17 protein-coding genes are annotated in these 17,690 nt (G+C 57.2%); 9 read left to right on the top strand and 8 right to left on the bottom strand.

Annotated elements, in window-relative coordinates; genetic code table 11:
• Positions 1-22: 22 nt before the first annotated feature.
• The 6 genes from ACOSV0_RS34695 to dapA form a co-directional block, all read right to left on the bottom strand.
• Entirely contained in the window at positions 23-1,210 is a 1,188-nt protein-coding gene (locus ACOSV0_RS34695; protein WP_434112340.1) for an NAD(P)/FAD-dependent oxidoreductase, read from the bottom strand.
• Between the two features lie 131 nt (positions 1,211-1,341).
• Entirely contained in the window at positions 1,342-2,364 is a 1,023-nt protein-coding gene (locus ACOSV0_RS34690) for a LysR family transcriptional regulator (RefSeq protein WP_434112337.1), read from the bottom strand.
• A gap of 162 nt (positions 2,365-2,526) precedes the next feature.
• Positions 2,527-3,297 (bottom strand): pyrroline-5-carboxylate reductase, encoded by a 771-nt coding sequence (locus tag ACOSV0_RS34685; protein WP_434112335.1) that lies wholly within the window; start codon positions 3,295-3,297, stop codon positions 2,527-2,529.
• Positions 3,298-3,385: 88 nt separating this feature from the next.
• A complete protein-coding gene (locus ACOSV0_RS34680) occupies positions 3,386-4,828 on the bottom strand; it encodes an FAD-binding oxidoreductase (RefSeq protein ID WP_434112333.1) in 1,443 nt (480 codons plus the stop codon).
• An 86-nt stretch (positions 4,829-4,914) separates the two neighbouring features.
• Positions 4,915-5,961 carry an ABC transporter substrate-binding protein gene (locus tag ACOSV0_RS34675; RefSeq protein ID WP_434112331.1) on the bottom strand — a complete coding sequence of 349 codons (1,047 nt, stop codon included), beginning with the start codon at positions 5,959-5,961 and terminating at the stop codon, positions 4,915-4,917.
• A gap of 26 nt (positions 5,962-5,987) precedes the next feature.
• Complete coding sequence (gene dapA / locus ACOSV0_RS34670) at positions 5,988-6,911, bottom strand: 4-hydroxy-tetrahydrodipicolinate synthase (protein ID WP_434112329.1); 924 nt, start codon at positions 6,909-6,911, stop codon at positions 5,988-5,990.
• Positions 6,912-7,268: 357 nt separating this feature from the next.
• Here dapA and ACOSV0_RS34665 point away from each other — a divergent pair, with 357 nt between their 5' ends.
• From ACOSV0_RS34665 to ACOSV0_RS34645, 5 genes are all read left to right on the top strand, one after another.
• Positions 7,269-8,420 carry a porin gene (locus tag ACOSV0_RS34665; RefSeq protein ID WP_434116000.1) on the top strand — a complete coding sequence of 384 codons (1,152 nt, stop codon included), beginning with the start codon at positions 7,269-7,271 and terminating at the stop codon, positions 8,418-8,420.
• 247 nt (positions 8,421-8,667) lie between these two features.
• Entirely contained in the window at positions 8,668-9,450 is a 783-nt protein-coding gene (locus tag ACOSV0_RS34660; protein WP_434112327.1) for an ABC transporter substrate-binding protein, read from the top strand.
• Between the two features lie 92 nt (positions 9,451-9,542).
• Positions 9,543-10,442 (top strand): dihydrodipicolinate synthase family protein, encoded by a 900-nt coding sequence (locus tag ACOSV0_RS34655; protein WP_434112325.1) that lies wholly within the window; start codon positions 9,543-9,545, stop codon positions 10,440-10,442.
• Positions 10,443-10,458: 16 nt separating this feature from the next.
• Positions 10,459-11,178 carry an amino acid ABC transporter permease gene (locus tag ACOSV0_RS34650; protein ID WP_434112324.1) on the top strand — a complete coding sequence of 240 codons (720 nt, stop codon included), beginning with the start codon at positions 10,459-10,461 and terminating at the stop codon, positions 11,176-11,178.
• A 5-nt stretch (positions 11,179-11,183) separates the two neighbouring features.
• Positions 11,184-11,969 (top strand): amino acid ABC transporter ATP-binding protein, encoded by a 786-nt coding sequence (locus ACOSV0_RS34645; protein WP_434112322.1) that lies wholly within the window; start codon positions 11,184-11,186, stop codon positions 11,967-11,969.
• Positions 11,970-12,096: 127 nt separating this feature from the next.
• Here ACOSV0_RS34645 and ACOSV0_RS34640 read toward each other — a convergent pair whose 3' ends face one another.
• Positions 12,097-12,735, bottom strand: a complete 639-nt coding sequence (locus tag ACOSV0_RS34640) for a TetR/AcrR family transcriptional regulator (RefSeq protein ID WP_434115998.1) — start codon at positions 12,733-12,735, stop codon at positions 12,097-12,099.
• Positions 12,736-12,962: 227 nt separating this feature from the next.
• Here ACOSV0_RS34640 and ACOSV0_RS34635 point away from each other — a divergent pair, with 227 nt between their 5' ends.
• Both ACOSV0_RS34635 and ACOSV0_RS34630 read left to right on the top strand, forming a co-directional pair.
• Entirely contained in the window at positions 12,963-13,364 is a 402-nt protein-coding gene (locus ACOSV0_RS34635; protein ID WP_434112320.1) for a nuclear transport factor 2 family protein, read from the top strand.
• Between the two features lie 40 nt (positions 13,365-13,404).
• Positions 13,405-14,160 (top strand): SDR family oxidoreductase, encoded by a 756-nt coding sequence (locus ACOSV0_RS34630; RefSeq protein ID WP_434112317.1) that lies wholly within the window; start codon positions 13,405-13,407, stop codon positions 14,158-14,160.
• Between the two features lie 116 nt (positions 14,161-14,276).
• On the opposite strand, the gene ACOSV0_RS34625 is transcribed toward ACOSV0_RS34630, so the two are convergent.
• Positions 14,277-15,281, bottom strand: coding sequence for an aldo/keto reductase (locus tag ACOSV0_RS34625; protein ID WP_434112315.1), 1,005 nt, complete (start codon positions 15,279-15,281; stop codon positions 14,277-14,279).
• A gap of 544 nt (positions 15,282-15,825) precedes the next feature.
• On the opposite strand from ACOSV0_RS34625, the gene ACOSV0_RS34620 reads away from it, so the two are divergent.
• Both ACOSV0_RS34620 and ACOSV0_RS34615 read left to right on the top strand, forming a co-directional pair.
• A complete protein-coding gene (locus tag ACOSV0_RS34620; protein WP_434112314.1) occupies positions 15,826-16,545 on the top strand; it encodes a carboxymuconolactone decarboxylase family protein in 720 nt (239 codons plus the stop codon).
• Between the two features lie 199 nt (positions 16,546-16,744).
• On the top strand, positions 16,745-17,647 hold the full coding sequence (locus ACOSV0_RS34615; RefSeq protein WP_434112311.1) for a LysR family transcriptional regulator: 903 nt from the start codon (positions 16,745-16,747) through the stop codon (positions 17,645-17,647).
• Positions 17,648-17,690: the final 43 nt, after the last annotated feature.

Raw genomic sequence — 17,690 nt, 5'->3', positions numbered from 1 at the left:
ACGAGTGGCGTGATCCTTAACCTCAGGACACTGCGCCGAGACCGTATTTGCCGGTCAACAATTCGCCTGTCGTAAAGCGCTCGATGGAGTACGGCTTGAGCGACACATCGGTCGGCAGACCCAGTGCCTCCTGGGCCAGTACGCGACCGACCGTCGGCGAAAGTTTGAAGCCGTGGCCGGAGAACCCGTAGCCGACAACCAGTCCCTCAATGCCGGGCAATTTGCCGAGAACCGGATTCCAGTCCGGCGTCACGTCGTAGACACCGGTCCACGAGGACGCGATCCCGGCGGTTTCGTATTCGGGGAAGCGCTCGGCAACCTGAGCGCCAACTTCCACGACATAGTCCATTGGGATGTCGCCTTGCTCCACTTCGGTCGTGTTGAGTGTCTCCCCGACCACACCTTCGCTGACGAGCATCTGGTTGCCGCCGTAGCTGCGGTAATAGAGCATGCCTCGCGACGCAAGGTCCTTGAAGACCGGCATCGAGAATGTGTACTTTGCGGCCGCGCACTCGAGCGCCAGCACAGCGTGGCGTTCCGGCATGACGGGCAGGGATTGGCCGGTCCAGCCAGCCAGTTCCGGCGTCCAGATGTTCTGGGTGCTGATCACCATCGACGTAGCGAAGTCGCCGATACTGGTAGAGACGCCAACAACCTTGCCGTTTTCGATGAGAATCCGGTTGACCGAAGTGTTCTCGCGAATGGTCACACCGCCGCGCCGCGCCGCACGCGCGAAGCTGGTGGCGACCAGATAGGCATCCGCAAAGCCGGCTTCGGGCTCGTAGCCGATCAGGGCGGCGTCGCTGAACTGCGCGATGGGAAGCAGTTCGCTTGCCTGTTTCCGGTCGAGTAGTTCGAGGGGAATACCTTGCTCTTTCTGCTGATTCAGCGACGCGCGCAGCGGTTCGAGTTTGTCGCCCTCGGCGGCGGCGATCATGTATCCGCATTTCACCAACCCGCACGACGCTTCGTCGTCGCCCAGATAGGACGCGAAATTGTTGAAGACGTCCCACGATTTGCGCGCCAATTCCACGTTTTCCTTGACCGAATAGTGGGTGCGCAAGATGCCCGACGATTGCGAGGTTGTTCCAGCCCCGATCGTGCCCCGGTCGAGCACGAGTACGTTTTTTGCCCCCAGCTTTGCAAGCTGGAATGCCACCGAACTGCCGATAACACCCGCCCCAATCACGACCACATCATATGTATTCACGTTCAGCTTCCTTTTGTGCAAGGTGTGAGTGAAGTGTGATGTGGCAAAAACCAGAGGCCGGAAATATAAGCGGATTCGATTTTTAGCAGAAGCGCCTGTCAGGGTGCGGGTGTTCGCCTGGCCTGGCGATCTCAGCTTGGCAGGCTCATCGTGGCGTCTTCTTCCATAAAGAAAACGGCACGCGGGTCCAGCGAGAGGGCGGTGGCGATGTCATAGGCCACCTGACGTTCAAATGTGTTCCGGAACAGATCGTACAGATTCGAAGGCAGGCTCCCCAATTCGTTTTCCCGATACGCGAGGTAAAACGACCGGTGTAGTTCAGTGAGAGGGCGTCCGTACCGGGAAAACGAGCTGAGTGGAACAACCCTTACAGCCGGCAGATAGTGCCGGGATTGCCAGAGACAGAGCGGCGTTGTAAGGGCGAATCCGAGTCCTGCTGCTACGAGGCTGAGAAGGGGATCCGTTGCATCGAACTCGCATGTGCGCTCGATATTCTCGGCGTTCGAGTTCAGGTAGGCGTCGACCTGCTGTCCGTTGATCGAGCGTGAACTGTATCGCACGAACTGCAAGTGCTTGCTCAATTCGGTCAGCGTTGCGAGTTGATGCACCTCGAATGCCTTCGGCAAGACAACGAAATAGGGCTCTGAAAAAAGGCGCAGTCTTCGGATTTCGGGTACGCGAGAGTAACCGTTCATTGTGACCGCAACGTCGAGCTGACGAGCTTCGAGCTGGGCGTCCAGGTTCGGCGTGATACCGGACCATAGGCGAATCTGATGGGCCGACCCGGCGAGGGCCTTGGTCAGGATCGGTCCAATCATCGCGGCAAAGGAATCAATGCAGCCTAACCGTACGACCGTGCGTTTGGCGCGCGTAACGTTGCGCACACTCTCGACCATCTGGTCCGCACTGCGAAGAAGGTCGGTTGCATGTTCGAAAAGACGCCGGCCTGCGGCAGTGGGGCGCGCCGGACGGGATGCCCGGTCGAGAAGATTGGTGTCCAGAAGACTTTCGAGCGTCTTGATACGTTGCGAAACGCCGCCTTGTGAAATACCCAGGCGAAACGCAGCGTCGGACATGGAACCCGCGTCGACGACGCAGACCCAGCTTATCAGCAGGTCCCAGTCTGGATAGTGTCCTGCCGATAGCGTATCCATACCCGGCGTTTCCCAGTTGTGAGCGTGAAGTATTGCTACTCGATGCGATCAAGCGTAGCAAATTTTGAAGGCGTACGGTTGATAAAAAATGAGGACACGGAGCGGTTTCCGCGTCCTCACCGCGCTCTGCCGGCGCTACGTACAGAGCGTGCCAGGCAAGCTCTAGATCTTTCCTTCGATCCGCTCGAGCACGCGGTTCAACGCCATCTGATACTGCTCGTAGTTGCCTTTCGAGCGCAATTCGAAATGCAATTGCTCGTTGATGCCGCCAGGTGTCATCGATTGATCGATCAGATCGGAAAATGACGCGGCACTATTCTTCGTACCATGGGCAAGCCCGAGGCAATACGCTGACAGGAATGAGCGCGCCTTGCTGTAGGCAAGCCCTTGACTGGCCAGCCAGGTCGCCTGGCTTTCGAGCACGGCGTAGAAGCTCGCCATGGTTGCGGTGACAGCGGACAGGCAATCGAACTGCTGTTCGCTTTCCGCCTCCACCGCTACGCCGACATGCGAGAAAAGCGCATGGGCGACGACGTCTTGCGGGTAAAGCGCTGTGCTGCCCAGCGCGTCAGCCACGGCCGGAAGCGGAATGGCACGGACGATTTTGTCCACATTGCGCATCAGCCTGGAAAGCTCGTCCATCTTCATTCCCGCCACAAAACTGATGACCCGATGAGAGGGCGAGAACTTGAGTCCTGCAAGAACGTCGTGAGCAATTTGCGGCCTGATCGCAAGGCAAACCACGTCGGAAGAGTCCAGCACGTCCTGATTCGTTTGACAGACGGTCACTCGCGAATCGAGCGCTGCGAGACTTGCCGCAGTATCGGCATTGCGATTGGAAAGTGCAATGTGATCGAATGGTGCGCCGACCCGGACCAAACCCGTGACGATTGCCTGCGTGATAACTCCAGTTCCAACAAATCCTAGTCGCATATCATTTCTCTCAATCAACGTACGTTCCGCTGTGTCTGGGAACGGTACAAAAAGCTATAAATAGGTGGAATTGGCGTGCTGCCGGCGATCACGCATCGGCGTGAGGCAGCGGTACCACTCTGCCGGGATTCATCGTGTCGAGAGGATCCAGCAGGTTTTTGATCGCCTGCATGAGTGTCAGCTCGATTGGGTCCTTGTATTTGGACATTTCGGGGATGTGCAATGCGCCAATGCCGTGCTCGGCGCTGAACGTGCCGCCCATTCCTGCCGCAATGTCGTAGAGCAGATGGCTCAGTTCAAGCTGGGTTTTTCTCTTGTCAGCGACGTGGGACCAGTTGTCGTGGCTGAACATGGCGATGTAGTGAAGATTGCCATCGCCCATATGACCGACTACAACGGGAAGCACTTCCGGATAGTGCGCCTTCAGCGCATCGCCTGCCTGCTGAATGAAATCGGGAATCCGATAGGTCGGTACGGCAATGTCGTGGGTGAGCCCCATTCCTTCTTTGACATTGGATTCCGTTACGCTATGGCGGATTTTCCAGAGATCTGCGCGTTGCTGCTCGCTGGATGCGACGACGGCATCCTGGACGATCCCTTCCTCGAAGGACTCGCGTAAATACTCCGTCATTCGATCGGTCAGTGCTTCGCTCGACCCGGAGGTCGCGGCCAGTTCGACCAGAACGATCCAGTTTGGCGTGGCCTCGAAAGGATTGCGCGTTTTTGCTGCGTGCCTGAGCGATATCTCGAACTCGCTCAGGGAGATCAGTTCGAGACCAACGAGTTCGCTGGTGAACTGCGTCTGGAGCTTGATGCCTTCGCTGACCGCGTCCTGCACATCGGAAAAGCCAAGCATCGCGGTTGCTCTTGCGCAGGGACGTGGATAAAGCTTCAGGCTCGCTGCGGTCACGATTCCAAGTGTCCCCTCTGCACCGATGAAAAGGTTCTTCAGATCGTAGCCACTATTGTTTTTTCTGAGCGTGCGAAGACCGTTCCATATCCGGCCGTCGGCCAGTACGACTTCGAGTCCCAATACGAGGTCGCGTGCATTGCCGAACCGCACGACATTCGTTCCGCCTGCGTTCGTGGAGATGTTTCCCCCGATCTGGCATGAGCCCTCGGCACCCAGCGTCAGCGGAAAGAGCCGGTCGGCATCGAACGCCGCCGCCTGTATGTCTGCAAGAATGCACCCTGCCTCGACGGTGATCGAATTGTTTCTCGCATTCACCTCCATGATGTGATTCATTTTGGCCAGGTTCATCAGAATGCTTCCACCGACTCCATCGGGAACAGAGCCGCCGCATACGCTCGTGTTGCCGCCTTGCGGAAATACCTTGATGCGATGTGCGTTGCAGTGCGCGAGTACCTTTGAAACGTGTCCGACGTTGCGGGGAAATACAACGCACGCCGCGATTCCCGAATGACGTTTCCGCCAGTCGATCATGTGAGGCGCGATGTCTTGTGGATCGGTCAGAACATCTGTTTCACCGACAATCGACCGCATTGCACTAACAATTTCATCTGTTTTCATGGCTGGTTTATTCCATCCGGTTGCGGGCCGGATTTGTCTTTAACGATTGCCAAGGCTCTATCGATATCGGGATTCGATCTGGTTCGTCAGCCAAGCGCCCATTCCTTGAATCGGAGCGTCAACTCGTCGTAGTGATCTGCCCACCACGCGTCGTTGATGACCGCATTCATCTTGTTTGCCGGGTCCGATAACCACTTTTGCACTGCAGGGTCCATCATCGGCCGCGCGCTTTTACTTGCCGGCGTGTTCCCCAAATGATTCATCAAGGCGGCCTGGCGATCCGGTCGCAAGGCAAACTGAAGAAACTTGATGGCGTTTTGCCGGTTCGGCGCATTTTTCAGAACGACCAGATACGACAGTCCGGTTAGCGTCTGTTTGAAAGAGAAGTCGATAGGCTGTTTGACTTCCTGCGCCGCTTTGACACGAGTTGAATAGGTGTAGCTGAAGTCGACTTGTCCCGTTTCCACCAACGTTACCGTTTGCGGCGTTTGCTCCACCCAGTTCGCAATGTGGGGCTTGATACGGTTCAGGGCGCGGAAGGCGCGGTCGACATCGAGCGGGTAAAGCTTGTCGGGCGCTACGCCGTCCGCAAGCAAGGCGATCTCGAGTGTCTCGAACGCCCGATTCCGCAACGTCCGCTGACCTGGAAAACGCTTGAAATCGAAGTAGTCGGCGAAAGTTTGCGGATGCTTGCCGTCCGGATATTTTTTTGCGTCCCAGCAAATCCCGCCAGTCCAACTGTAGAAGGGGACGGCGTCCTTGCCGACAGGCGCGATCAGATCGCTGCCATTAAAGAGGGCAGGGTCCAGGGGTTCCCAGTAGCCGTTCTTCGAGCCTGTGCTTGCCATACTGCCGGGTGCGTCGAAAACGTCCCATTGCACGTTGTTGGTCATGACTTGCGCTTTCACCTTGGCCAGGTCGGGCGTATCCACAAGCGTGACGTGGATGCCGAATTCCTTCTCGAATGGCTTGGCCAGTGCATCTTCAACGCCCTGGTGATAGTTGCCGCCCCAACTGATCACGGTCAGATTATTTGCGGCGACCGCTTTCCGCGACGTGATGATCATCGGTGCGGCGACAATCGCAGTGGCGAGGGTGGAGCCCGCGACTTGCAGGAAATGCCGCCTGTCCATGGTGGGTTTTATGTTTGACGACATGACTATCCTCGATGGGTGACGGGCTTCAGTTCGGATTCTCTTGCGATGAGGGGCGGAAGCACTTCGGCGAGGCGCTTCTGCAATGCGCCGGACGCGGGATGCAAGGGCGCGAGCACACCGCCAAAATCGAGACCCGTCAGGCCGAGCGCTGCCTTCAGGGGCGCCGGATTCGGCTCGGCGAATAGTGCGTCGATGAGCGGCCGGAACGTCGCGTGAAGAGCGAGCGCTTCCTTAAGCTGGCCTCCCATGGCAAGGTCGAGCACGCGTTTCCATTGCCTCGGGATAAGGTTCGAACTGGAAATGATGCCGCCAACGGCGCCCATTGCTACATGCAGGGGCAGCACGTCTTCTTCTCCGCTGAGTATGGCCATCTTCGACGCGGATTTTTCGGCGACGCGCATCTGCTGGGCCAGGTCGGGATTGCATGCCTTGATTCCGACGACGCGGGTCATCTCAGCGAGCCGGTTAACCGTCTCGTAGTGGAGGGAAACACCGGTCCGATAGGGAATCTCGTACAGGATGATGTCGGCGTCGACCCGGTCCGAAATGCACTTGTAGTAGTCAATGACGCCTTCCTGTGTCGGCCGGTAGTAATACGGCGTGACAACCATGACCGCCTTGGCGCCCGCCGCTACGTAGGACTTTGCATTTTCGATGGCATCGTTGATCCCGGCCGAAATAATGCCGGGGATAACCGGACAGCGTCCGTCTGCGGCCTCGAACGAGGCCTCGACAACCGCCAGCCGTTCGCTGAAGGACAGGGAGATATATTCGCCGGTTCCGCCGATCGGCACGATCGCGTCCGCGTCCGCTTCAATCAGGTTATTGATCAGCCGGCTCAGAACGGGGGCATTGAACTTGCCTTCCCGGTCGAGAGGCGTGGGGACCGATGTCAGGATGCCTGCGTACTTGTGGCTGGTGCTCATTGATTCCTCTGGGGATGAATGTTCACGAAGTGGACCGTCGTGCAAATGGCCGCTTTGTTGAACAGTAGAGAAATAAAAAACACATGATCCAGAGCATCATCGCCGCTAAACAAATCTATAAGGGTCGCTAAACCTATCGACCGGAACGACGCTTCGTCTTGTGCGTTGCAACGGCCCAACTTAAGCGCCGCTAATTTAAAACGTTAGCGCGGGAGCGCCCTGCACGATCTGTTTTTTTGAGTTGCCTACGCTGCGTTCGGGGTCAAGCCTTGAAGACAGGGTATGGCCGCCGTCGACCGCTACGTGACTGTTGATTTTGGCGGTCCGATTCGTCACTTCTCGAACAGGTACAACCAGATGAAAGAAAAGCTCATTGTTCTAGCCGCGGTTGCGGGTTTCTCGGGACTCGCGCACGCACAAAGCTCCGTCACGCTATACGGTCTCATTGATGTTGGCGTGCTCTATGCAAACAACACAGGCGGACATAGCCTGACCCAGATGTCGAGTGGGAATATCAACGGAAGCCGTTGGGGGCTGCGCGGCACCGAAGATCTCGGTGGCGGACTTCAGGCGCTCTTTGTCATCGAGAGCGGCTATAGCCTGAACAATGGCAAATTGGGGCAAGGGGGCGACCTGTTCGGACGTCAGGCCTACGTCGGGCTCTCGTCGTCAAGCCTCGGTACGTTGACGATTGGCCGCCAGTACGACTCGCTTACGGACTATCCGGGGCCGTTCGAAGCAGCGAATCAATGGATGCCTTACTTCGGCGCACACCCCGGCGATCTGGATAACCTGAATGGCACGAATCGCATCAACAACACCGTCAAGTTCAAGAGTCTCTCGTATGGCGGTTTCTCCTTTGGCGGTATGTATAGCCTGGGTGGCGTGGCCGGCCAGTTCACGAGAAATCAGATCTGGGCGCTAGGCGCGGCATATAAGAGCGGGCCTGTCGCGCTGGGCGTCGCCTACCTGAACGTCAGAGATCCGAACTATTCGCTGTACGGTAATAATGCATTGTCCAGCACGACCGCATCGAACGTGACGAACCGGGTCTTCTCGGGTTATGCATCGGCGAAAACGCAACAGGTCATTGCCGCAGGCGGATCGTACACATTCGGTCTGGCAACCGTCGGCGCGACCTATAGCAATACGCAATTCAGGAGCATTGGGTCGGAATCGGGTCTGCCGGCGACCAATATCGGCGGCACGGCGATGTTTCATAACGCCGAGCTCAACTTCAGATACCAGTTGACGCCAGCATGGTTGCTCGGGGCTGCGTACGACTATACGAAGGGCTATGGGGTCAACGGCGCGACATACCAGCAAGGCATGTTCGGAACGACATATTTCCTTTCCAAGCGCACCGATGTCTACGCGGCCGCCATTTATCAGCATGCGTCGGGTACCGACTCAACCGGGGCGGCCGCTGTCGCGAATCTGAACGGCCTGACAGCCTCGTCGACGGCGAACCAGGTCCTGGGCATCGTCGGCATGCGTCACCGTTTCTGATCATTGCGCCACGAGCCGATTGACCCGGCAGATTTGTCGATAACCTTGCGCGCGATTGCCCGACGTTACGTGAGCGCGCATTTCCCAAGTATTAGCGGCAACGATACTTAGCTGAAGCGCTTCTCGTGGTTCTAGCGCCACATTTTTGCATGGCGCAACTATTTGTGTGTGAACAGCCTGGTACGACGAGAACGGGCAAAGACCATTCGTGTGTACGTTCTATAAAACAGAAGACTGGAGAAATGCAATGCGACGTATGAAGTTGATCGCCGTGAGTCTCTTCGCGTGTCTGTCTTTAATCAGCACGGTAAAAGCAGAGACTCCATCCCACGTGCTCAGGGTGGGAACGTCGCTGACGCAGGTGCCATGGGGTTTCTTCGATGACGACCGGAAGCCAACCGGTGTCGACGTCTCGATGTGCGGCGCGTTGGCCAAACAGATGGGAACCTCGGCCGAATTCGTCAACCTCGACTTCAAGGGATTGATTCCGGCACTGCAGGCCGACCGCTTCGATATTGTGTGCGCTGCCATGTATGTCACGCCGGAGCGGCAAAGCGTGATCGACATGGTGCCGTATATCGAAGCGTCCCAGACGGTCATCGTCAAGCGGAATTCCAGCATTGGGGGCCTTGGTGAGTTATGTGGCCACTCCGCCAGTGTTCTGCAAGGATCCGGCTCATTGAAGGTGCTTCAGGGCGAAAGTGAAAAGTGCCGTACCGCCGGAAAGCCGCCGATCACCATCCAGGCCTTCGATACTCAACCCGTCGCGCTACGGGCACTCGAGAACGATAGCGTGGACGCATTCATCGCGACGGATTCGTTGATTTCCTACTTCATGAACCATAACGACGGATTCAAAAAGATAGCCACTGGGATCAGTCCCATGACGTTGGGTATCGGCGTGGCAAAAGGACATGAGGATATTGTCGCCAGGGTGAAGAAGGCGATCAGGGAGATGAAGTCGAACGGCACCTACGATGCCATCTTAAGAAAATGGGGCATTGAAAACGCCGCAATGAAGGACTTTTGACCGGTCTATAGCGGAACTGAGCAATTGATCCACTTGCCGTCGTCGTACGGACTGTTGCGGTAATCACATCATCACGATTCAAGGACATCCCTATGAAGCAGGAACTGAAAGGCATTCTGAGCGCCATCCTCACACCGTTCACGCACGACCGCAGCGCGATCGACGAGAACGCGTATGTGCAGTTGATCGAACATCAGATAACCGCTGGAATTCACGGCGTCGTTCTTAGCGGATCGACTGGCGAGCATCCGGCGTTGAGCGTTGCCGAACGCAAGCGTCTGTTCGAAATTGGATGTGAGGTAGCGAAGGGCAGGACCGACGTCATTGCCCACGTCGGCTCCAGTAACGTTCGCGACACGCTTGATCTGACGCGATACGCGAAGGAACTGGGTGTTGATCAGATGCTTGTCGTTACGCCCTATTTTGACCGGCTCAAGTTCGCCGACGTCCAGCGATTTCTGGAGCAGGTCGTCAAGATTGCGGGCGGTCCGATTATCTACTACGACACACCTGGGATTACCGGTCTGGACATCACCGAAGCACAAATGGTGACGCTGCGACGTGAAGGCCTCGTCTCCCATATCAAGGACAGCCCGGCGAATTTCACGAGAACGATGCGCATGCTGAGCAATCCTGATGCGCCGACTGTTCTCGCGGGTTCCGATCCCGCATTGCTGGCTGTTCTCGGACATGGCGCTCCGGGTTCGATTATCGGTGCATCGACTTTTATCCCCGAGCTTTGCGTCGAACTCTACAACGCGGTCTCGCTCCACCGGGATCTGCCTGACGCACTGAGCGTCTGGGCGAAGCTGTGGCCCATTCTCGACTTCATGCTGTTGAATGGATATGTCTCTCTTGCCAAGGCGGGCGCAGCGCTTCGAGGCCTGCCGCTCGGAGAGCCTCGCGAGCCGCTCGCTCCGTCGTCGGAAGAACTTCGAGGTAAATTGAAGTCCCTCCTCGACAGTGCGCTCGTGAAACCGGTGTCTCGCTAAAAGAGGGGAAATAGTAATGGCTGTCTGGGACTGGTCCGTTTTCCTACGCGACCTTGGTGAGCCATCGATCCTGGCGGGGCTGTGGACGACTATCTGGCTAACCATTGTTACCCTGATGCTGGCAATCGTGCTTGGGACGCTGGTTGCGCTAATGGGCGGCGTGAATAGTCGACTGACAAAGGGTTTGTATCAGGGCTACGTGGCTTTTTTCAGGGCAACGCCACTTCTCGTTCAACTGGTCTTTCTCTATAGCGCGATGCCGCAGTTAGGCGTTCGATTCTCGGTGCTGGAAGCCGCGATCATCGGGTTGATGTTTTCGGAGAGTCCTTATGTGGCGGAAATCGTGCGCTCGTCTCTTTCAGCCGTTCCGATTGCGCAGTGGGAGGCAGCACGCGCAATTGGCATGAAGCCTTTCACGATCATGCGTTCGATCATTTTTCCGCAAGCGTTGCGGATCGCCATTCCGCCCTTGGGAAATGAGTTCGTCAGACAGTTGAAGAATACATCTCTCGTCTCCGTTATTTCGATGACGGAGTTGTTCAGGGCGACGGACAATCTGACCCAGTCGGATTTTCGCGTACTCGAAGCCTTGACCGTTGCGACGATCTACTACCTCGGTGTTACCGCGATCTGGACGCTGCTGCAGGCCGCCTTCGAACGGCGCAATTCCAGATGGTTTGCCGATTCCAGAAGCGGAGCGGCCTCGATCAAGACATCATTGGTAGAGCAACGGTGAAGACAATGCAGCTTTCGAACGACAGGTTTTTGCGAGTCTCCGGTGTGGTCAAAACGTACGGAGACTATATTGCACTGAGGGCGGTGTCTCTGGACGTAGGGAAGGGAAGTTCTGTTGCCTTGATCGGTCCCAGCGGCTCGGGGAAAAGCACGTTGCTTCGTTGCATCAATGCGCTTGAAGAAATCTCGGACGGAACGATAGAGGTCGGCGATTTCGAGGTCGGTTATCGGCGTGCTGGACATCACCGGCGCCGGCTAGGCGCATCCGCACTCGCCGCGCAGCGTGAACACGTTGGCATGGTCTTCCAGAGTTTCAATCTTTTTCCGCATATGACCGCCTTGGACAATGTCATGTCCGGACCCCTGCTCGTACGAAGGGAAAGCGTGGATACCGCCCGAAAGAAGGGGATGCAGTTGCTCGAAAGAGTGGGACTGGGTAGCAAGGCTTCCAGTTTCCCAAGGCAACTGTCGGGCGGTCAGCAACAACGTGTGGCGATCGCAAGGGCGTTGGCAATGGATCCTCAGATCATGTTGTTCGACGAACCGACATCGGCTTTGGATCCCGAAACCGTTCAGGAAGTACTGAACGTGATTCGGGATGTACGCGATTCGGGTATGACCATGCTTATCGCAACACACGAGATGGAATTCGCACGTCACGTATCCGATACCACCGTTTTCATGGAGACGGGACAGATCGTCGAGCAGGGCGAATCCAGCAAGGTTCTGTTTTCTCCGGAAACTGGGCGTTGCAAACGCTTCCTCGCCGGATTGACGGGGCAACCGGCATAGTTGCGCAAATGCGTGTTTGAGGGTGGGACGTTGAATTGGACTCGGCTGCCTTCCGCCGGAACGGCCCCCAAGCGTTCATACAGCCTCTCGCCGACGCGCGCGTACTCCGCTGCTCCAGAACATCGGGCTACCGTCGGCGCGATTGTTTGCGCATCTGAACGCCAGGTTGCTTGTCCACGACGGCAAGAAGATGCTGGCGTCCCTCGTCGAGAATTTCATCTGCGAGCGCCGTGTCAACGTCTGCAACAGCGCGCGAAAGCAGCAGCGTGCCAACCATCTGACTGAACAGCGTGATCGCCTTCTTGCGGCTGCCTTCACTGCTCCCCTCTGATTCTTCGATAACCTTCGCGAATCGTTCGAGGTTCGCCGCAAGACCTTCCGCATAAGAGCCGCGCGCCACATCGCCGAACCGGCGGGCGTCGCCGACAAAACCCGACAAGGGACAACCTGCCTCGATATTCGCGCGATGCTCGGGTGACAGATACCACTGAATGTTTTGCTTGACCGGGTCGGCGTCGACGGACCTGGCGTTTTCGATCTGGGAGGTGAACGCTTCTCCTCCCTCTTCCATGGCCTTCTCCATCACCGCGGCGACCAGCGCGTCTTTTGATTTGAAGTGGTTGTAGAAACCGCCTTGCGTAAAGCCCGCCGCCTTCATCAGCTCGGCGAGCCCGACCGCGTCGACACCGCGCTCGCGAAACAGCTTCTCGGCGGCGGCCACGATCGCGCGCCGGTTTTCAACCGCCTGTTGTCTGGAAACACCCACTTTCCCTCCCTTTGGCCGGCAACGACCCAATCAGATCCATCGAAAAATACAATGTCGATCACCATTGACATTGACCGGGCGGGCGCCCAGAATCCGTTTCAATGACAATGTCATTCACCATTGTCTTAAGTATAGCCTTCTTTACCTGAACGGTCAGGCAACAGGGGGCAAACGGTTATCCGATGCCGGATGGCGTCGCCACCTGACTCTTTAAAGAGGACCGCAACATGACGAAGACAACCCCCGAACAGAACAAAGCGATCGCGCTGGAAGCATTCGAAACGCTGTTCAACAAGCGCGACTACGCTGCAGCCGAACGCTTCTGGTCCGACCGCTACATTCAACATAGCGCCCATATCGCGCCGGGCCGCGACGGCCTGTTCAACCTGGTTCGCGCGCTGCCAGACACCGCGCGCTATGAGAACCATCTGATGGTGGCCGAGGGCGATTACGTCATCGCGCATGGCCGCTTTTCTGCGATCGGCAGGCCCGCTGCGTGGATTGCAGCGGACATCATCCGCTTTGAAGACGGCAAGCTCATCGAACACTGGGACGTCCTTCAGGACGAAGCGACCAAGGCCGAATCCGTAAGCGGTCTGCCGATGTTCGGCGACCGGTTCCCGGCCTGACAGCGAACCGTACGTACAGCAATCTCAACAGGAAACGATCATGAAACTCACTGGAAACACGATCTTCATCACGGGCGGCGGTTCGGGCATTGGCCGTGGGTTAGCCGAGGCGCTCCACAAGCGAGGCAACAAGGTCATCATCAGCGGCCGCCGGCGCAGCCATCTCGACGAGGTGGTGGCGGCGAATCCCGGTATGGCGGCCATCGAACTCGACATTGCGGACCCGGCCAGCATCGAGAAGGTAGCGGCGCAACTGATCGCGGACTATCCCGATCTCAATGTATTGATCAACAACGCAGGGATCATGCAACCCGACCAGGCGGGCGGTCACATTGACGACGCGCTGATGGTGTCCACCATCACGACGAACCTGATGGGTCCGATCCGCATGACGTCGGCACTGATCGATCATCTCAAGACGCGGAACGATGCCGTCGTCGCCTATACAAGCTCGGTGCTTGCCTTCGTTCCGTTGGCCGTGACGGCAGTGTATTCATCGACCAAGGCGGCATTGCATTCGTATATCCTCTCGCAGCGCTTCATGTTGCGGGACACGAAAGTGCGCGTACTCGAGATCGCACCGCCCTGGGTGCGCACGGACCTCATGAACAGCCGCGAAGCCGAACAGGCAATGCCGCTCGACGCCTTCATCGACGAAACGATCGCTGTTCTCGGAACGGACGTGGATGAGGTGCTGGTGGAAGGTGCGAAGCAGTTCCGTGAGAACCCGGGACCTGGTGAGCATGCATTCGTCAATGGCCTGAATGCGCAGATGGTGGAAGTGCTGGGTGGGTGAGTCGGGACGTGATGGCGAATCACGCCAACATGGCAGCTATGCCAAAAGAGGTAGGTAATAAAGAACCGGGCTGAGGGAAAACACACGGCGTTGTCCCCCAAGCCCGGCTCCTGACTTCAGAAGGCTCTACGTCCTTCAACCGGATATCCCGGGTCCGTATAACCTGGGGTCGATGCGTGGCCAGGCGGCACCAGACTGTCCACGAACTTCTCGTCTTCGGGTCCCAGTTGCAGATTCAGCGCTTGAACGTAACTATCCCAATGAGCCTCGGTACGAGGACCGGCGATAGTCGAGCTAACAAGTTTGTTCTTGAGCACCCACGCCAGGGCGAAGGCGATTGAAGTCGTACCGCGTGCCTCGGCGTGAGCGGCAACTTGTTGTGCGATGGCCAGCGATTCAGGCCGCCATTCAGTTTGCTGAATGCGTTTGTCGCCGCGCCCTGCGCGTGAATCTGACGGCGGCGCGCCATCCAGCGCATATTTGCCGGTCAGCACGCCTCGGGCCAGCGGGCTATAAGGCACGACGCCGATGCCATAGTGTGCTGCCGCGGGCAGTTGCTCGACCTCGGCGGTGCGGTCCACCATGTTGTAGAGCGGTTCACTTGCCACTGGCCGATCGATACCGAGTTGATCGGCCAGCCGCACAATCTCCGCAATGCGCCAGCCGCGGAAGTTGGACAAGCCGAAGTAACGGACCTTACCCTGGCGAATCAGATCGCCAACCGCACGGACACCTTCTTCGAGCGGCGCATCGAGCAGCGCGCGATGGAAGTAGAGGATGTCGATGTAGTCGGTGCCCAGACGCTTGAGGCTGGCTTCAACCGACTGGATGATCCACTTGCGCGATTGGCCTTGTTCGTTTGGACCCTGAGCCGTCGGATAGCCAAACTTCGTGGCGATCACCCAACTGTCGCGCCGTTCGCCAAGCGCACGGCCGACGATTTCCTCGGAACGGCCGGCGTGGTAAACGTCTGCCGTATCGATGAAATTGACACCTTGATCGAACGCTTTATCGATGATGCGCTTCGACGTGGTTTCGTCCGTTTCGCCACCGAACATCATCGCGCCGAGGCACAAGGGCGAAACCTTGAGGGCGCTGCGGCCCAGATATCGGTAATCCATGATCTTTCTCCATACAGGCTATGCCTGCGGTTTGTCGGGGACGTCCATCGCGCTGTGAAGCCGTCGATGGGAGATTCCTTGATCAGCTCTCGCGTGGTCCCGAACTCAAACTCCAGCATGCCGGTCACGTGGTTTGATGCTGCTTCGGATGAAATGATAGACACATACCGTCTATGGATTAAGACCATTAAACGGCAAGCTGTTATGAGTGAGATTCATGAATTTAGGTGCATGCCTGAACAAAAACAGCATCCGGAGATCATGTCGATGGAAGCAGGTAAACCACGAAGATTCGTTGGATTTAATGAGCCTGTTTCATAAGTGTTTGCGGATTTCAGTGTCTAGTCACGCGCGCGCGAGACGGTTAGATTGGCAGGGAACTCGCAAGCATCAGCCCAAGGACTACGGGTCCAACGCAACCGGCCCGAGTTGCTTCATGCGCGCACCCATAGAACGGAACCGAAAGATGAGATTTCTGACTGTAGCGGCTGCAGCGTTTTCCTTGGCGCTCTGTGCCTGTTCGCAAATGGAAAGGACAACCGATATGAAACACTCAGACTCGCTTCCGCTGACATCCACACTCGAAGATATGCGCACGGTGTCGCCGTCGCTCGAGCACTACACGCAAGGTGTGCTCCTTGGCGATCTTTGGAAGCGCCCACAACTGTCTTCGCGGGATCGCAGCATCGTCACTGTGTCCGTGCTTATCGCGCGAAATCAGACAAGCGAGATGCCGTATTACCTGAACCTGGCGCTCGACAACGGCGTTAAGCCGGAGGAACTCTCCGAGATCATTACGCATCTGGCGTTTTATTCCGGCTGGGGCAATGCCGCGTCGGCGGTTGTAGCAGCAAAAACCGTGTTCGATAAGCGCGGAATCACGCTTGCAAAGCTTCCAGCCATACCGGCCGAACGCATTCCTATCGACGAGGCCGCGGAGGCTCAACGCGCAACCGCTGTTGAGCACAACTTCGGCGCGGTGGCGCCAGGTGTCGTGCATTACACAACGGAGGCCCTTTTTCATGATCTCTGGTTGCGTCCGGGTCTGGCACCCCGCGATCGCAGTCTCGTAACGGTGAGCGCTCTTGTCGCCAACGGACAGGTCCAGCAATTGACTTATCACCTGAACCGCGCAATGGACAACGGCTTGACGAAAGCACAGGCATCCGAAGTGATGACGCAGTTAGCCTTCTACGCCGGTTGGCCGAACGTATTCTCCGCGCTGCCGGTTGTGAAAGACGTGTTCGAGAAGCGGCCCAGCTAGTTTATGTGACATGCCGGTGGCCGCACAGGCGCAGTGTCAATGCATGGTGCGCTGAGGAAACCTGCATCCATCGTTCGCTCAAAACAGCAGTGTGACTATTGTCGAAATGCAGGCTAACATTGACCTTGAAAATTTAACCGGTGTGTTCATGTGCGGCTAGTGGTTAAGTTCCGCAAACACCTATGAGGTCAGTTCATTAATGCCGCGCGAAAATTTCAACGACCTGCTGGCCTTCATCGCTGTTGCGCGCGAGCGCAGTTTTACTCGCGCGGCTGCACAGCTAGGCGTGTCCCAATCGGCGTTGAGTCATACGATCCGCGCACTCGAAAGCAGACTCGGGTTGCGGCTGTTGACGCGAACCACGCGCAGCGTGGCGCCAACCGAGGCAGGTGAGCGCATCTTGCGGACGGTGGCGCCGCGCTTCGAGGAGATCGAAGCTGAACTGACGGCCGTAACCGAACTTCGCGATGTGCCTGCCGGCACGATTCGCATCACGGCGACAGACTACGCGACGAACACGATTCTGTGGCCCAAGCTCTCCAAGGTGCTCCGAAAATATCCGGAGATCAAGGTTGAGATCGTGACCGATTATGGTCTCACCGATATCGTGGCGGACCGCTACGACATTGGGATCCGTCACGGGGACCAGGTTGCGAAAGACATGATCGCGGTTCGCATTGCACCGGCCATGAAGATGTCGATCGTTGGCTCGCCGGCGTACCTGGAAAAGCAATCGCTGCCGAAAAGGCCTCAGGACCTGATGGCGCACAACTGCATCAATCTGCGTCTGCCGACACATGGGGCGTTTTACGCATGGGAGCTGAAAAAGGGAAGCCGGGAAGTTCAGGTCCGCGTGGAGGGCCAGCTTTCTTTTAACGGCACCTATCACATGCTCGACGCCGCGTTGGCTGGCTACGGCCTTGCATACTTGCCGTCTGACCTGGCGCAGCCTCACGTTGCCGCCGGGCGTCTCGTTCGTGTTCTCGACGATTGGTGTCCGACGTTTCCAGGCTTGCATGCGTACTATGCGAGCCGTTCCGAATCCTCGCGAGCCATGGCGTTGATTATCGATGCGCTGCGCTATCGGCCGAAAACGAACTAGATCCACAGCGACCTTCCGGGACTCATGACTCTGGCTCATGACG

It is taken from the genome of Paraburkholderia caffeinilytica, from assembly GCF_051027425.1.
Classification (GTDB): domain Bacteria; phylum Pseudomonadota; class Gammaproteobacteria; order Burkholderiales; family Burkholderiaceae; genus Paraburkholderia; species Paraburkholderia caffeinilytica_A.
The sequence above is the reverse complement of the archived record's forward strand: the minus strand, read 5'-3'. Positions and strand labels throughout refer to the sequence as shown.

What these genes read in the sequence shown, in the direction of transcription:
- ACOSV0_RS34690 (WP_434112337.1), bottom strand. Translation starts at nt 2,364, where the DNA reads ATGGATACGCTATCGGCAGGACACTATCCAGACTGGGACCTGCTGATA.
- ACOSV0_RS34685 (WP_434112335.1), bottom strand. Translation starts at nt 3,297, where the DNA reads ATGCGACTAGGATTTGTTGGAACTGGAGTTATCACGCAGGCAATCGTC.
- ACOSV0_RS34680 (WP_434112333.1), bottom strand. Translation starts at nt 4,828, where the DNA reads ATGAAAACAGATGAAATTGTTAGTGCAATGCGGTCGATTGTCGGTGAA.
- ACOSV0_RS34675 (WP_434112331.1), bottom strand. Translation starts at nt 5,961, where the DNA reads ATGGACAGGCGGCATTTCCTGCAAGTCGCGGGCTCCACCCTCGCCACT.
- dapA (WP_434112329.1), bottom strand. Translation starts at nt 6,911, where the DNA reads ATGAGCACCAGCCACAAGTACGCAGGCATCCTGACATCGGTCCCCACG.
- ACOSV0_RS34665 (WP_434116000.1), top strand. Translation starts at nt 7,269, where the DNA reads ATGAAAGAAAAGCTCATTGTTCTAGCCGCGGTTGCGGGTTTCTCGGGA.
- ACOSV0_RS34660 (WP_434112327.1), top strand. Translation starts at nt 8,668, where the DNA reads ATGCGACGTATGAAGTTGATCGCCGTGAGTCTCTTCGCGTGTCTGTCT.
- ACOSV0_RS34655 (WP_434112325.1), top strand. Translation starts at nt 9,543, where the DNA reads ATGAAGCAGGAACTGAAAGGCATTCTGAGCGCCATCCTCACACCGTTC.
- ACOSV0_RS34650 (WP_434112324.1), top strand. Translation starts at nt 10,459, where the DNA reads ATGGCTGTCTGGGACTGGTCCGTTTTCCTACGCGACCTTGGTGAGCCA.
- ACOSV0_RS34645 (WP_434112322.1), top strand. Translation starts at nt 11,184, where the DNA reads ATGCAGCTTTCGAACGACAGGTTTTTGCGAGTCTCCGGTGTGGTCAAA.
- ACOSV0_RS34635 (WP_434112320.1), top strand. Translation starts at nt 12,963, where the DNA reads ATGACGAAGACAACCCCCGAACAGAACAAAGCGATCGCGCTGGAAGCA.
- ACOSV0_RS34630 (WP_434112317.1), top strand. Translation starts at nt 13,405, where the DNA reads ATGAAACTCACTGGAAACACGATCTTCATCACGGGCGGCGGTTCGGGC.
- ACOSV0_RS34625 (WP_434112315.1), bottom strand. Translation starts at nt 15,281, where the DNA reads ATGGATTACCGATATCTGGGCCGCAGCGCCCTCAAGGTTTCGCCCTTG.
- ACOSV0_RS34620 (WP_434112314.1), top strand. Translation starts at nt 15,826, where the DNA reads ATGAAACACTCAGACTCGCTTCCGCTGACATCCACACTCGAAGATATG.
- ACOSV0_RS34615 (WP_434112311.1), top strand. Translation starts at nt 16,745, where the DNA reads ATGCCGCGCGAAAATTTCAACGACCTGCTGGCCTTCATCGCTGTTGCG.